The organism is Candidatus Woesearchaeota archaeon (assembly GCA_021735165.1).
GTDB lineage: Archaea > Nanobdellota > Nanobdellia > Woesearchaeales > 21-14-0-10-32-9 > JAIPET01.
The window spans coordinates 17,648-32,608 of sequence record JAIPHP010000003.1; the positions used below are offsets into that span (position 1 = coordinate 17,648).

A 14,961-nucleotide genomic window follows, 5' to 3' on the forward strand; every position below is an offset into this window, starting at 1 on the left:
AAATATTTTATGTCAATCAACAAAAAGCAAAAAAGTATATAAAGAACAACAAATTATTAGCACTAATGAGGAGGATAAAATAATGAAATTCACACTCGCAGAACCAAAACTACTAAAAGAAAGTATTGCAATCATATCAGAATTAGTAACTGAAACCAGACTGCATGCAACTAAAGACATGCTACAAATAATAGCAATGGACCCTGCAAACGTAGCAATGGTAATCTTCAAAATGCCATCAAGCTCATTTGTAGAATACAAGCTAGAAGAAGACACAACAATCGCAATAAACATGGCAAGCTTAAAACAAATACTAAGAAGAGCAAAACCAAAAGACGTGCTAAGCATAGAAACAACAGAAAATAAACTAAAATTAACACTAAAAGAAAAAAACACAAGAACCTTTGAATTACCACTAATAGACATAGACGAAAAAGATCAAAAAATACCAAAACTAAGTGCAAAGGCAACTATAACAATGAAAAGCACGATATTTAATGATGCAATAGAAGACGTAGACATAGTATCAGAATCAGTAACTCTAATAGCACAAAAAGACAAACTATCAATATCCGCGTCAGGAGACCTAACAAAAGCAGAAGTAGAAATAAATCCTAATGATGATGTAAAAATACAAATAGACGAAGAAGAACCACAAAGAAGCAAATACTCTGTAGAATACTTAAAAAAAATGATGCAAGGATCAAAACTATCAGAAACAGTAACCATAAAATTCTCAAAAGATTATCCAATAACAATAGAATACAAAGAAATAGACAAACTAGAACTAAGCTTTATACTAGCACCTAGAGTTGACAATGATTAATAGGTACAGTTCAGGACTATAGAGCCAGGGTATAAAACTGGCTAATTCCTTTGTTTTTCGTCTATAGAGTACGCCTAATTGTTTATGAAGTTCTCCCATTGTTCTTTAAAGGGAGCGTTTTTCTATATAAAACTTGTCGCTCAGGACTAGTTTCCATTACAAACTTATACTTTCGGATAACATCTGGATGAAGTATAATAATGTCTAGTGATGAATAAGTTTTAACTCTGTTTTCTTTAGTAACATTTACGCTAATAAAATAATATAAAGAAAGAAAGTTCTATTCTAGTTATCAGAAAATAATAACTTCAAGATGTAAGTTTCTTTATTTATTTTTTGATGTGATTAAGTTTTGCCTCACAGAAGGCTTTGGAGCACAGACTCTTTTCTAAGATAGAAAACATACTGCAAAGGAGGTAAAACTATGAAACAGATAAAAAGAAAGGACTTTACACAAGAGTTCATAATTAAAATAGTAAATCCACGAAAGATTGGAAATCAATGGACAGGTTATATTTCAACAATTCATGCAGCTAATTTCTTTGGTAAAGATCTAGAAGTATTTCCAATGAGGTACAGAGATGAAGATGAGAACCTTGGTCTTGCATATTATACAGAGATGCCATCTGATTATTATTACAGACCATACAAAGTCTACAAGCTAAAGAAAAATTACAAGTTAGCAAATGGCGAGACAAAAACAACCTGGAGTTATTGTATTCCCATTCCTGCAAAGATGATGGTAGATGTAGGAATATCTAAGCATGATCCAAGAAAACATCTTACTATAACTGGAGGTATCCTTGAGGATGGTTCAAGAGTAATACTTGTGCAAAAGTATAAGCTAGAGGCTAAGTGATAATTTCGCTAATAAATCGCGGGAATCATGTATGTCTTACCCTGAAAAAGTCCAATGTTTCCCGCAGATGATTCGAATTTATGGAAGTTATAGAAGATGAAGAATAATATTGAAGATATAAGGTCTAAATTATTGAATCTTATGATGAATTGTCCTATTGTTGGGACTTCTGATGAAATTCATATGGAGATGAATAAATTTATTTATAGATTAATTCCTAATGATGCTGATAATAATTTAAAAGTTCTATCAGATATTAAACAACACATTCTTTCAATTAGAGAAAAACATAAGGATGAAGATATTCTTCTTGAAACTTTTAATTTTATTGATAGTTATTTAGGTTGTAAAAATTCTTTTTCTGATTTTGATAAAACTTCTAATGTTCCTAATTCTTTTTTAGATGCTTTAACTATGGTTGAGGGAGATAGAATAATTAGATCAGATAAACAATTTAATCAGTCTCAACTTAAAACAATTGCATTACATTGTTATAATGAAATTAAAAGTTTATGTTTTACAATTTCTAGAGGGACAATATTAAAAGGTAAAATGGTTGGTGTATTAAGGAATGGAACTAAAGTAAAAATTCCTGTTATGACTTTGTATCAAGTTTCTGGAGGAGATAATCCTCAATACGCTCCTTATCTTTTTACAGATGCTCCGTCGAGAAAAAGAGTGTCAAGAGAATTGGCAGGGTATTTTTATATCTATAAATTTGTGAGTGAATCAGATGAACTTTTTATTGTTCTAAGTCAAAAGAAATTAGATCTTAGAAGATATGAAATTGAAGGTAATGTCTTTGAAGTTAAAGATTCTAGTTTGATTGCTGAGACAAGTAAGATTCCTGTTAAGTCTAAAGTATTCTTCTTACATACTGCAAAGTCTGTTGTTACAAAACTAAAGAACCATGATGAGTTATTTTCTTTCTGTAAAGATAAGGGTGTAACTGCAGACAGAATGCTAAATTATATTGTTTCAATTAATGATGATGGAAAAATTAAGATGTTTCTTCATCCTTTATGGTTTTTGCAATTATTATTCATATTTCTTATTCATGCTAAAAAAGGAGAAACCGATAAGTTTCCTCTTCATCTGCTTTGGATAGCTGATAGGGGTACTGGTAAAACCACTTGTCTTGAGGCAATAGTTCAAAAGTTTGGAGAGAAGATTATTGATGGATCTACATCAACTCTCAAATATCTAATTCCAAGTTTTAAGGAAAGAAATAATCCTGAAATTGGTGCTTTAGCTGTTGCTGTTTTTATTGTTGGACTTGATGAATTTCTTAGAATGTTTTTCAAAGGAAAAAATGATGAAAGAAATATTGATGCTGCAAGAATGAATATTCTTCTTGAACATAAAGAACGTGCAGCAGGTTCAGGTCATGGAGCAACTATTGTTAAAATGACGGCAAGATTAATTGCTACAACTAATCCAGTTGCAGGAACAAATAATATCTATAATCTCTTAGATAAAGTTGATGATAGTTTTCTTAGTAGAATGCTTATTTATTATCAGTTGCCTGAACATCAAGAGTTTATCAATGAGTCAAAAAAGAAGAGATATACTAAATCTGATTTTTGGCTTGATGAAGATGATTTTATTTCAATTATTGAATATCTGTCATGTTTTGAGGCTAGTTATGATTGGGATGAGTTGATTAAGTTATATGAATTGTTTAGTCTGCCATTAAGTGAAGAAGTTAAAGGGATGTATGAAGCTAGATATCTTCATCATCTTGAATGTATGCTTGATGGTGTTGTGAAAATGAGATGTCTTTTTGAGGGGGATAATAGTTTTACTGCTAAACCTGAAGATTATAAACTTCTTGAGTTTATCTTTGGAAAGATTATTTCTTCTTGGTTTGGAGACACAAGAGATTTAGTTTTGAATTTGAGTATTCCTGCAGAGAATAGAGTTAATTATCTTCCTGAACAGGCAAAGGTAATTTTGGATGTGTTAGGTCGTATTGGTTTTAAGACTAAGATTGAAGAGCTGAAAAAGGCGTGCCGATCAGAGATGAAAGAAAGTGCATTTGCAAGTATGTTGAGTTTGTTAAAGACTGGACATTTCATTTTTGAGACAGGTTCTGAAGTAGAGCATTATGCTTATCATACGGAGGAACAAAATGAAAGAAGATCATTACGAAAAACTTAATCTTTATGAAAGAAATAAAGAGGCAAGGCAAGCAAATCCCTGTATCAATCCAAACTGTGAAAATTTTGTTGATATTGGAAATCAATACAATATTTGTATTAGATGTTTTGAAATGTTAGTTGATTATTATGGGTCAGAACATTTTATTTTTGATTATGTGACTAAACCTGCATTAAGAAGAATGCCTGTTGAACAATTAAAGAAAGTATTAGAGAAAGCAGAAAAAGAAAAACGAACTCTCAAAAATAAGAGATGGGGCATTTCTAACAGTCAAAAGAGGTGGGAATAGTGTCAAATAAGATAGATAATTTTAAAGGGAAAAGGCACACTTTTTCGCCAGAAGAGAGGGCGAAAGGTGGAAGAAAAAGAACAGATAAGAAAATTTACAATTGTCAGACTAACGCAATCAAAAAAGGTAAAACTGAGAATGTTTTGAAAGATTGTAATTCTTGCAATATTCCTCTTTGTCCTTTTTTCAAAGAAGATGAGCAATGTAGTATGTTTAATACAAAGTTTGTAAGATTAGTTTCGTTTAAGAAAAACCTTTCTTCAATAAAAGATTTTGATGCATTTATGTTTAATTTTTTTCAAAGGGGTGCAAGGGCTCAAACATCGGATTCTTTTGAAGAAATGAAAATATTTCTTGATGACCTTTTAGAATATAGAGAGTGGAAATATGAATCGCTTAGATAATTTCAAAGGAAAGATTCACAAACTTACTAAAGATGATTGTATTAGAGGAGGCAAGGTTTCCAGTGAACGTAAAAGAAAAGCAAATGGTATTAAAAATCTTCTTCATGGAAGAAATTCAGATAAACTATTTTTTCTTTTGAGTTGTATTGATTGTCCCGCTATTGGCAGATGTGAAAAAAGTCATGATGGATATTGTACTTATCTTCTAGAAGAGATGAAACTCAATAGGGATTTTTCTAAGCAGGTTGCCAGATGTCTTCATGTTGATAAAGAAGGACTTGATCCAACTACTTTTCTGATGAAGAAATATGAATTAAATAAAGAGTATATTGCTATGTTGTTTCCTAGCGACTCCAATGGATAGTTTGCTTCTCGACGGTGTTTATATATGTCTTAGAGCATCATGGATGACAATAATAACACGAGGTATAATAATATGGCAAACAAAAAAACAAAGAAAGATTCTTTTTACCAAATGGCTAAGAAAGTACTCAATACAGAAAAGAAACCTATGCACTATGCAGACATTACAAGGGAGATCTTAAAGACAAAAGAAAGTAAAGGTAAGAGTCCTGAAAGAACTGTAATGGCTGTAATCATTAGAGATTCTCATGATGTGTTTATGAAAATGGGTGATGGTGTTTTTGGACTTACTAAATTAAAAGAACTTTATTCCGCTGAAAGTTCAAAGGTTTAAATAAGATTCTTGTTTTAGCGGAAAATATTCTCATTTTTATGAGATTTATTTGCCATTGTATAATTAAAACCCTTAAACTAATGATTTAAGTGCTATTTTTGTGATTTTATCACAAAATTCAACTGTAAATCTCTGAAAACAGGGTTTTTATGTTTAGATATTATTTGATATTAAGTCTAGTTTTAGTGAGATAATTCCGTTAATTGAGTAATATTTATAAACTAGCATAACTTTACCACATCCATGACAAAGATACTCATTGCTACGCTCTATGTATTTGAACCTGTAATAGCTTCTGCAACGAAAATGAGTGCTGACAGACTCATTCTACTTATTGATAAGAAACCCGATAAGAAGCAAGTAGAATCGCTAGAAATACTAAAGAAATCACTTGGTTCAGTCATGGAAATAACTACTGTTGAGACTGAAGTGTATGACATTGTTGAAGTAGCAAAAGAGACTGTTAAGATAATTGATCTTCTTTCTGATAAAGATGAAATCTATGTTGATATAACTGCTGGTCGTAAGACTAAAGCTTTAGGATTATTATTTGGTGCATATGCTCGAACTGACAGAGTAAAAAAGATAATGTATGTAAAAGAAGAGGATAAGTCCATTGTAAGTCTCCCTAAATTATCTTATGCTATTACTCCAGGACAATATAAAATAGTTCATTATTTGCACAAGAATTCTATTGTTTCAATGATTGACCTTGCAAAGGAGATAGATATAAGCCGAGCCATGCTCTACAAACATATCAAAGAACTTAAGGATATGGATGTTATTGAGAACACTAAAGAAGGTCTCCAATTGACTGATTATGGGAGGATAGTGGTGCTTTAAAATGGATAAAGAAAACAAGATTGTAGTATTCCAGGATAAAAAGATTAGAAGAACTTGGTTTAATGATGAATGGTGGTTTTCTATACTTGATATTATAGGTGTTCTAACTAATCAATCTGATTATCAAAAGGTTCGTAATTACTGGAAATGGCTTAAAAATAAGCTAAAGGAAGAAGGAAGCGAGTTGGTTAGTGATACTAACCAACTGAAATTAGAAGCAGCAGATGGGAAAAAGTACAAAACTGATGTTGCTAATACTGAGCAAATATTTAGGTTGATCCAGTCAATCCCTTCTCCAAAAGCTGAACCTTTCAAACAGTGGCTTGCAAAAGTAGGTTATGAAAGAATTCAAGAAATAGAGAATCCTGAACTTGCTCAAGATAGAGCTAAAGAGTATTATGAACTTAAAGGATATCCTAAAGATTGGATTGACAAAAGACTTCGAGGGATTGCAGTTCGTCAAGCATTGACTGAAGAATGGAGCAACAGAGGAATTGAAGAAAAAAGAGAATATGCCATCCTTACTAATGAAATATCTAAAGCAACTTTTGGTGTTGGAATTAAAGATCATAAGAAAGTCAAAGGTCTTGATCCAAAATTCAAGAATCAGAACCTTCGTGATCATATGACTGATCTTGAGCTTATCTTTAACATGCTTGGAGAAGCATCAACTACTGAGATTGCAAAGAAGAAAGATGCTCAAGGTTTTGTAGAAAATAAACTTGCAGCTAAAGAAGGTGGAAAGATAGCTGGAGATGCAAGAAAGAATCTTGAACTAAAGACAGGAGATAAAGTAGTTAGTGAAAAGAACTATCTTGATCTAAAGAAGAAGAGGAAAGAGTTGAAATGACTTGCTATTCCCACTCTCGGATTTCAACTTTTGAACAATGTAAATACAAGTACAAACTCCAATATATTGATAAGGTCAAAGTAGATGTTCCGACAACTGTTGAATGCTTTATGGGAGATCTTGTTCATCGTAGTTTGGAGAAGTTGTATAATGATCTGAAGTTTGAGAAACAGAACAGTAAAGAAGATCTAATCTCTTTTTTTAATGATCTTTGGTCTAAAGAGTGGACTGATGAAATCCTAATTGTTAAGGAGGAGTTGAGTTCAGAGAATTATCGTTTGATGGGAGAGAAGTATATCTCTATGTATTATGATCATTATCAACCTTTTAATCAAATGACTGTTCTTGGTTTAGAGACTCAAGACAGAATGACTTTATCTGATGGAAACCAGTATCATGTAAGAATAGATAAGTTGGCTTGTGTGAGAGATACCTATTATGTCTGTGACTATAAAACTAATTCACGAATGAAAGATCAAGAAGAAGCAGACGAAGATAGACAACTTGCAATGTATTCAATCTGGGTAAAAGATAAATACAAAGATGCAAAGAAAGTGGTTTTGCTTTGGCATATGCTTGCTTTTGATAAAGAAGCTATTTCTTCAAGGACTGACGAACAGTTGGAGAAATTACATTCCGAAGTTGTTTCTCAAATTAAAGATATTGAATCCTGTACTGAGTATCCTACTAATGTGACTGCACTATGCAATTATTGCGTGTATAAATCAATGTGTCCTTCTTTTAAGCATGAAGCAGAACTTGAGTTTAAATCTGCTGAAGAATTTACTGATGACTTCGGTGTGCAATTGGTTAATGATTATGCTGAAGCGGACTTTACTGAGAAAGAAGCTAAAAAGAAAAAAGAAGAATTGAAGATTAAGCTTATTGAGTTTGCAAAACAGAAAGAAGTTGATGTAGTCTATGGTTCTAATAAGAAAGCATCTGTTAAATCATATGACAAAGTTGTTTATCCAGAAGACAAAGCAGAGTTTATAAAACTCATAAAAGATAAAGGATTATATGATGAAATCAGCATGATTTCGTATCCTAGATTAAACTCACTTATCCTAAAAAAACAAGTTGATCAGGAAGTAATTGACAAGACTTCAACTGAAACTGATTATAGGATTTCACTATCTAAGAAGAGAACTGAGGGGGAAGAATAATAATGGCACGGAATACAGATAATAATAAAATTGTCATCTATGAAACTGAAAAAGGGTTACCTAATATTGCAGTAAAGATCGAAGATGAAACTGTATGGCTCACACAAGCCCAATTAGCTGATCTTTTTAGAACAACTAGACCTAATATAACAATGCATATTAGAAATCTTTTTGATGAAGGTGAATTGGATGAAAATTCAGTATGTAAGGATTTCTTACATACTGCTAATGATGGAAAAAAGTATAAAACTAAGCATTACAATCTTGATCTTATTATTTCTTTAGGTTACAGAATTAAATCTAAAATTGCAACTAAATTTCGTCAATGGGCAACAGCAAGATTGCATGAATTCATAGTAAAAGGTTTTACTATGGATGATGAGCGTCTAAAAAAGCTTGGTGGAGGTAATTATTGGAAAGAATTACTTGACCGTATCAAAGATATTCGTTCAAGTGAGAAAGTATTATATCGCCAAGTTCTTGACTTATATGCAACAAGCACAGATTATGATCCAAAATCAGCAGAATCAATTGATTTCTTTAAAGTTGTGCAAAATAAACTTCACTATGCAAGTCATGGAAATACTGCTCCTGAGACAATCTATAATCGTGCAGATGCAGAAAAAGAATTTATGGGTTTGACTTCTTTTAAAGGAGACTTTCCTATCAAATCTGATGTGGTTATTGCAAAGAACTACCTTTCAAAAAAAGAATTGAAAGTGCTTAATAATATAGTATCTGCATTCTTTGATCTGGCAGAAGTCAAAGCAATGAATCAAGAACCAATGCATATGAAAGATTGGATTATACAATTAGATCGTCTAATTCAGACATTTGACAAAGACGTCTTAACTGATGCAGGGAAGATCACTCATAAGAAAGCAGTGGAAAAAGCAGAAAAAGAATACAAAAAATACCAAGTAAAAACATTATCCCCAGTTGAAAAAGCATATCTAGAAAGCATAAAAGACGTTCAGAAGAAAGTCAAGAAAAGTGTAAATAAAGGAGCAAATAAAAATGAATGAAGTTTCACTATCTAAGAAGAGAACAGAGGGGGAAGAATAATAATGGCAAATATTACAGAATTAGCAAACTTCATATGGAGTGTAGCAGATCTCTTAAGAGGAGATTATAAACAATCAGATTACGGAAAAGTAGTCTTACCTTTCACGGTTTTAAGAAGACTTGATTGTGTTATAGAACCAACAAAAAAGAAAGTGCTTGATTATCTTCCAAAAATAAAAGGAATGAATATTAAAAATGCAGATCCAATTCTCAACAAAATTGCAGGATTAAATTTTCATAACAAAAGTAAGTTTGATTTTGAAAAACTAGTAGCAGATCCTGATAATATTGCTTCAAATCTAAGAAATTATATCAACGGATTTTCTGAAGATGCAAGAAGTATAATGGAGTATTTTGACTTTGACAAAGAAATAGGTAAGCTCGATGATGCGAATTTGCTTTATATGATTGTTAAAAGATTCTCAGAAGTTGATTTACATCCTAACAAAATAAGTAATATTGAAATGGGGTATGCTTTCGAAGAACTTATCAGAAAATTCTCAGAGATATCTAATGAAACTGCTGGAGAGCACTTTACACCCAGAGAAGTAATTAGACTAATGGTAAATATTCTTTTCTTGAACGACAGAGATATTCTGACTAAGAAAGGAGTTACCAAAACCCTTTACGATCCTGCTTGTGGTACTGGAGGAATGCTTTCAGTTTCAGAAGAACATTTAAGAGAATTAAACCCAGATGCTCGTTTGGAAGTCTTTGGTCAAGAAATTAATCCTGAGTCTTATGCTATCTGTAAATCTGATATGGTTATTAAAGGTCAAAATACTGCAAATATAAAATATGGAAATACATTTACGCATGATGGATTAGAGTTTAGCAAATTTGATTATATGCTTTCAAATCCTCCATTCGGAGTTGATTGGAAGAAATATGCTAAGCATGTAAAAGATGAACATGGAAACAGAGGTCATGCAGGAAGATTTGGTGCTGGGTTGCCTCGTATTTCTGATGGTTCATTGTTATTTTTACAACACATGATTTCAAAGATGAAACCGACTGGTTCTCGAATTGCTATTGTGTTTAATGGGTCTCCCCTATTTACTGGAAGTGCAGGTTCAGGAGAAACAGAAATAAGACGTTGGATTATTGAAAATGATTGGCTTGAAGCAGTTATAGCTTTACCTGATCAACTATTCTATAACACAGGAATTAATACATATATTTGGATTATTTCAAATAAAAAATCTATTTATAGAAAGGGGAAAGTTCAATTAATTAATGCTACATCAGACAAATTTTATTCTAAGATGAAAAAGAGTCTTGGAAGTAAAAGACATGAAGTTGACAAAGTTTCAGAAATTACTTCCCTTTATGGTGATTTTAAGAATGGGAAATTCTGTAAACTTTTTGATAATGATGATCTTGGTTATTGGCAAGTTACTGTAGAAAGACCATTAATGAAAGATGGAAAACCAGTTACTGATAAGAATGGCAATCCAAAACCTGACAGCTCATTAAGAGATACTGAAATAATACCATTGACGCAAGACATTAATGAATATATTGAGAAAGAAGTAAAGCCTCATGTTCCTGATGCTTGGGTTGACGAATCAAAAACCAAGAAAGGGTATGAGATTAATTTTACTAAATATTTCTATGAATACAAACCTCTTCGAAGTTTGGCAGAAATCAAGAAAGATATTCTTGCTTTAGAAGAAGAAACAAAAGACATGATCGAGGAGGTTGTTGAATGAACACCTACTCTGAATACAAAGACAGTGGTATTGACTGGATTGGAAAAATTCCAAAGAGTTGGCAAGTTAAGAAATTAAAGTATATTGCAGACATTAAAACAGGCGATAAAGATACAGTTGATCGTGAAGATGATGGAAAATATCCTTTTTTTGTTAGGTCACAGACTGTGGAGAAAATTAGTTCATATTCATTTGACGGTGAGGCAGTATTAACTGCAGGAGATGGGGTAGGCGTAGGTAAAGTATTTCATTATATTAATGGCAAATTTGATTATCATCAAAGAGTATATGGAATAAAAAATTTCAAAGATGTAAATGGAAGATATTTTTATTATTTCCTTAAAGAAAATCTGCGTAAAGAAATTGCAAGAAATAACGCTAAATCAACTGTTGATTCTTTAAGATTGCCAATGTTTAAGGATTTCCATGTTACTTTTGGAAACATAGATGAGCAGAAAAAAATTGTTGATTTCTTAGATTCGAAATCAGAAAGAATTAAAGAATTTGTACATAAGAAAAAAGAACTTATAGAACTTCTTAAAGCACAGCGAATATCTCTTATCAATCAAGTTATTACTAAAGGTTTGAATAGAACTGTTGAATTAAAAGAGTCTAATATAACTTGGATTGGAAAATTTCCGAAGCATTGGATTATTAAGAAACTTAAATATAATACCTATATTAAAGGCAGAATAGGTTGGCAAGCATTAAAAACTGATGAGTTTGTTGATGAAGGTCCTTATTGTGTTACAGGAACCGACTTTAAAGAGGGGGAAATCAATTGGAATAGTTGTTATCATGTTGGTGAAGAAAGATGGGCGATGGATAAATTCATCCAATTGAAAGAAAAAGATCTTGTAATTACTAAAGATGGAACAATTGGTAAAATTGCAATTGTAAAAAATTTAAATGGTAAAGCTTGTTTGAATAGTGGCGTTTTTGTTACAAGACCAAAGAATGAAGATTATATTACTGAGTATATGTATTGGGTTTTAAATTCAACTATATTTACTGAATTTATTAATTTTGAAAAGAAAGGCACTACTATTTCCCATTTATATCAAAATGTATTCGAGAATATGCCTTATACTCAACCTCCTATCTCTGAACAGAAAGAGATTGTTAAATTTTTAGATCAAGAAACATCACAAATAGATAAATCCATAGAAAAGATTCAGAAAGAGATTGGGCTTTTAGAGGAGTACAAGGAAGCTCTTATTTCTGAGGCTGTGACTGGAAAAATAAAGGTGACGCATGAATAAAGAAGATAAAAATATACTTCTGGCGATAGGAGGCATGGCATTACTTGGATGGCTTTTAAGTAAAGACAAATATAAATGTCCTAGATGCAATTATCCCGTTACTAAAGAAATGTATTCTTGTCCTAATTGCGGTCAACCTTTGGCTTGGGAGGGTAAAAAATGACTGATAAAGTTAAACCTCTGCCACCAGTAAAAGTAAAAATCAATCTTTGGAATTATTTAAAGTTAGGATTTTTAATTTTAATATCTTGCATACTTTGGATTACATTAATTATTACAGGCATTAATTTGTTAGGGTATTATATTAAATCAATTATAGTTAATGGATTTTTTGATCCTGAAACCTTAAAATATGCCGTCATGCTTGTTGTTGGAGCTTATTTCTTTTTAATACTCGATAAAAATAAGATCTATGAAGCACTTAATGTAAAGAGGGGTTTGCCATTCATTACAGTTGAACAAATAGAGGAGAAAAAGAAATGAATTTGATAATTAAAGTAATTACGGATTTAGGATATTTAATTTCTCCTGAAAATAGTCTTCTACTTTATTTCACAATATTGGGTATTTTAGTTACTTTAATTTCTATTTCAAGCAGTTTAACTAAAGAAGTACGTCAAGATTTATTTTATAATTATTATATTAAATCAAAATTTCTGATTAGTTATCTAATATTTTATTTGATTTCATTTATTATTACATTTAGTTTTTATGTGTTTGAATGGGAATATTTGGATGTGTTATTAGGAACTCTTTTCATCATATTATTTGCTTGGTCGGTCTTTGTAATCTTTTTGTTTGTTAAAAATCTCAGTAGAAACTGGTTTTATGGACAACTTATTAGAAAGTTTAAATCAGAATTAAAAAAGACCAAACGGTCAGAAACCAAATATCAAACTCACACTCGAACAGAATTCAAATCATTAGATGATTTTCTAAAGAACCTAACTTATATTGAAACTACAAGTAGTGATTTTATCGAAGAAATAGAATTTGTAAAAGAGGTTGGTAGAATTACTCTAAAATCCAGTAATAATTATATCTTTGATGATTTTTTTAGGCAACTTAAAAAAATAGAGAATCCTAAATTCTTTAGAAAATTAAGAAATTCTCTTTATGATTTAATGTGGGACAATTTCAATGAGCTAAGGGTTGTTATAAATCTTCAAAATATATATTCATCTTTATCAATTCATAGTTTTGAGAAAGTAAAAGAATTTGATAAAAATATTAATTCTGATGGTCTTAGAATTAAATCATTTAATGATATAAGATATATTGATTTATATGAAAAATCAACAGACCTAGATTGGATTAAGAGTTATGAAAGTCTAATTGTTAATACTATCAACAACTTATTTTCTTTAAGCAAGCAAACTATTTATTTGGATCTTGCTATAAAATCAAAGAAAAGATATCTTCTAGAACAATTGGGATCGATGGTTAAAGTTTTAGAGCATTATAATCACATACATGGACAAGATTTCCTAGATAATTATTATAATTTAAAATATAAAAAAGACATATCTGGAGATGAAAAGAAAAATTTGGATTTAGCAGATAGAAAATTGAATGCAATATCAGAACTAAAATCATTTCTTTGGAATAAACTGTCTGAATTATTCTATTTAATTTTATATGAAATTAATAGAAATGAACTTTCAAAAGATTTTTTTGAAGTGGCATTAAAGATATTTAATATTAAAAGTTTTAAAGACCAATTTTACTCTTATGAGAGATTTGATAAATTAGATTTTTTAAATTACGACTGGTTTGAAGGCGGGGCTCAAGCTATTGCATCATTTAATTTTAACAAGTATAAATCATTGCTTTCATTCTATCAATATAAACTCGATGAGACTCTAGATTTAAATCAATATGGTGATGAACATTTCTCCAAACATAATGTTAATGATCTTAAAAATGCATTAAATGATTTGTCTGCAGAATATATAAATAAATATTTTGAATATGATTCTAAGCAGTTAAATGATTTTAAAAAGAAAGCCATTAAGGAAATTGACAATAAAATTAAAATTTTAAAGAAGAATAAGAAAAAATATATTGCTGAAACTCCTTTAGTGAAAAAGTATGTGAATAATTTTATTTCAGACTGTAAATCTAATTGGGATAAAAATCAAGAGATTCTCAAAAAGATCTTTAATTATGTTGAATTAGACAATGGTTATAAAGTTAAAAATTTCTTTGGTCAATACAAATTATTTGATAAAGATTGGTTTTTAGAATCTTTTGACAAAACTGTCGCTTTAGATAGAAGTTCAGGTCAGCACTTTGGAAGAGATCAAGTTATCAGTAAACGAAAAAATATATTAACAAAAATAAATGAAACTTTTAATGCCAAAATTGATAAAGAAATTATTGTAAAAGATCTATATTCTGATTTGAAGAAAATAATAAAGAAAAATAAAGAATACGTGTTGTTTTATAATTCTGATATTGGTAGAGAAATATATAGGATTCCTGATATTCAATGGGATAGACAAGAATGGCTTACAGCTTCGTTTAAAATTAATGATTCTAAAATTTTCTTGTATGCAACAAATATCGAGGAAAGTTTATTGTTTGAAAAGGAAAGCTTCACATTAGAGCAATATAAAGAAGGCTATGAGAAAATAAAACAACCTTTAGTAGTGCAAGTTGAAGAAATAAAGAATAAGGATGAAATTAAAAAAATCAAAGAATCAAATGATAGATTCAAAAATACTCAAGATGTTCAGCAAAACGTAAAAATAAGAATTGCGGAAAAGTTCGAGATTAAACGTAATAAAGGTTCAAAATTTATTAGACTAAAAAGATAATATTTAAGG

At 30.5% G+C, this 14,961-nt stretch carries 16 protein-coding genes; all 16 read left to right on the forward strand.

Features of this window, described 5'->3' with window-relative positions:
* Positions 1-82 precede the first annotated feature (82 nt).
* The 16 genes from pcn (at position 83) to K9L97_01205 (ending at position 14,952) form a co-directional block, all read left to right on the forward strand.
* On the forward strand, positions 83-826 hold the full coding sequence (gene pcn / locus K9L97_01130) for a proliferating cell nuclear antigen (pcna) (GenBank protein ID MCF7871611.1): 744 nt from the start codon (positions 83-85) through the stop codon (positions 824-826).
* A gap of 424 nt (positions 827-1,250) precedes the next feature.
* A complete protein-coding gene (locus tag K9L97_01135; protein ID MCF7871612.1) occupies positions 1,251-1,685 on the forward strand; it encodes a hypothetical protein in 435 nt (144 codons plus the stop codon).
* Between the two features lie 96 nt (positions 1,686-1,781).
* Positions 1,782-3,845 (forward strand): hypothetical protein, encoded by a 2,064-nt coding sequence (locus K9L97_01140; GenBank protein MCF7871613.1) that lies wholly within the window; start codon positions 1,782-1,784, stop codon positions 3,843-3,845.
* Entirely contained in the window at positions 3,817-4,134 is a 318-nt protein-coding gene (locus tag K9L97_01145; GenBank protein MCF7871614.1) for a hypothetical protein, read from the forward strand. The genes K9L97_01140 and K9L97_01145 overlap by 29 nt, the downstream gene beginning before the upstream one ends.
* On the forward strand, positions 4,134-4,538 hold the full coding sequence (locus K9L97_01150) for a hypothetical protein (GenBank protein ID MCF7871615.1): 405 nt from the start codon (positions 4,134-4,136) through the stop codon (positions 4,536-4,538). The genes K9L97_01145 and K9L97_01150 overlap by 1 nt, the downstream gene beginning before the upstream one ends.
* Complete coding sequence (locus K9L97_01155) at positions 4,522-4,902, forward strand: hypothetical protein (protein MCF7871616.1); 381 nt, start codon at positions 4,522-4,524, stop codon at positions 4,900-4,902. The genes K9L97_01150 and K9L97_01155 overlap by 17 nt, the downstream gene beginning before the upstream one ends.
* Positions 4,903-4,941: 39 nt before the next feature.
* Positions 4,942-5,235, forward strand: a complete 294-nt coding sequence (locus tag K9L97_01160; protein ID MCF7871617.1) for a winged helix-turn-helix domain-containing protein — start codon at positions 4,942-4,944, stop codon at positions 5,233-5,235.
* Positions 5,236-5,478: 243 nt separating this feature from the next.
* Positions 5,479-6,078 (forward strand): CRISPR locus-related DNA-binding protein, encoded by a 600-nt coding sequence (locus tag K9L97_01165; protein ID MCF7871618.1) that lies wholly within the window; start codon positions 5,479-5,481, stop codon positions 6,076-6,078.
* A gap of 1 nt (position 6,079) precedes the next feature.
* On the forward strand, positions 6,080-6,928 hold the full coding sequence (locus tag K9L97_01170; GenBank protein MCF7871619.1) for a phage antirepressor protein: 849 nt from the start codon (positions 6,080-6,082) through the stop codon (positions 6,926-6,928).
* Positions 6,925-8,094 (forward strand): PD-(D/E)XK nuclease family protein, encoded by a 1,170-nt coding sequence (locus tag K9L97_01175; GenBank protein MCF7871620.1) that lies wholly within the window; start codon positions 6,925-6,927, stop codon positions 8,092-8,094. Before K9L97_01170 ends, K9L97_01175 begins: the two co-directional genes overlap by 4 nt.
* A gap of 2 nt (positions 8,095-8,096) precedes the next feature.
* Positions 8,097-9,119 carry a virulence RhuM family protein gene (locus K9L97_01180; GenBank protein MCF7871621.1) on the forward strand — a complete coding sequence of 341 codons (1,023 nt, stop codon included), beginning with the start codon at positions 8,097-8,099 and terminating at the stop codon, positions 9,117-9,119.
* 42 nt (positions 9,120-9,161) lie between these two features.
* The gene (locus K9L97_01185) at positions 9,162-10,871 is read left to right on the forward strand and encodes a type I restriction-modification system subunit M (GenBank protein MCF7871622.1); all 1,710 of its coding nucleotides are present in this window, start codon (positions 9,162-9,164) and stop codon (positions 10,869-10,871) included.
* Positions 10,868-12,133 (forward strand): restriction endonuclease subunit S, encoded by a 1,266-nt coding sequence (locus K9L97_01190; GenBank protein MCF7871623.1) that lies wholly within the window; start codon positions 10,868-10,870, stop codon positions 12,131-12,133. Before K9L97_01185 ends, K9L97_01190 begins: the two co-directional genes overlap by 4 nt.
* The gene (locus K9L97_01195; GenBank protein MCF7871624.1) at positions 12,126-12,296 is read left to right on the forward strand and encodes a hypothetical protein; all 171 of its coding nucleotides are present in this window, start codon (positions 12,126-12,128) and stop codon (positions 12,294-12,296) included. The genes K9L97_01190 and K9L97_01195 overlap by 8 nt, the downstream gene beginning before the upstream one ends.
* Positions 12,293-12,616 carry a hypothetical protein gene (locus K9L97_01200; protein MCF7871625.1) on the forward strand — a complete coding sequence of 108 codons (324 nt, stop codon included), beginning with the start codon at positions 12,293-12,295 and terminating at the stop codon, positions 12,614-12,616. The genes K9L97_01195 and K9L97_01200 overlap by 4 nt, the downstream gene beginning before the upstream one ends.
* Positions 12,613-14,952, forward strand: coding sequence for a hypothetical protein (locus tag K9L97_01205; protein MCF7871626.1), 2,340 nt, complete (start codon positions 12,613-12,615; stop codon positions 14,950-14,952). Before K9L97_01200 ends, K9L97_01205 begins: the two co-directional genes overlap by 4 nt.
* The last annotated feature ends 9 nt before the right edge of the window (positions 14,953-14,961 follow it).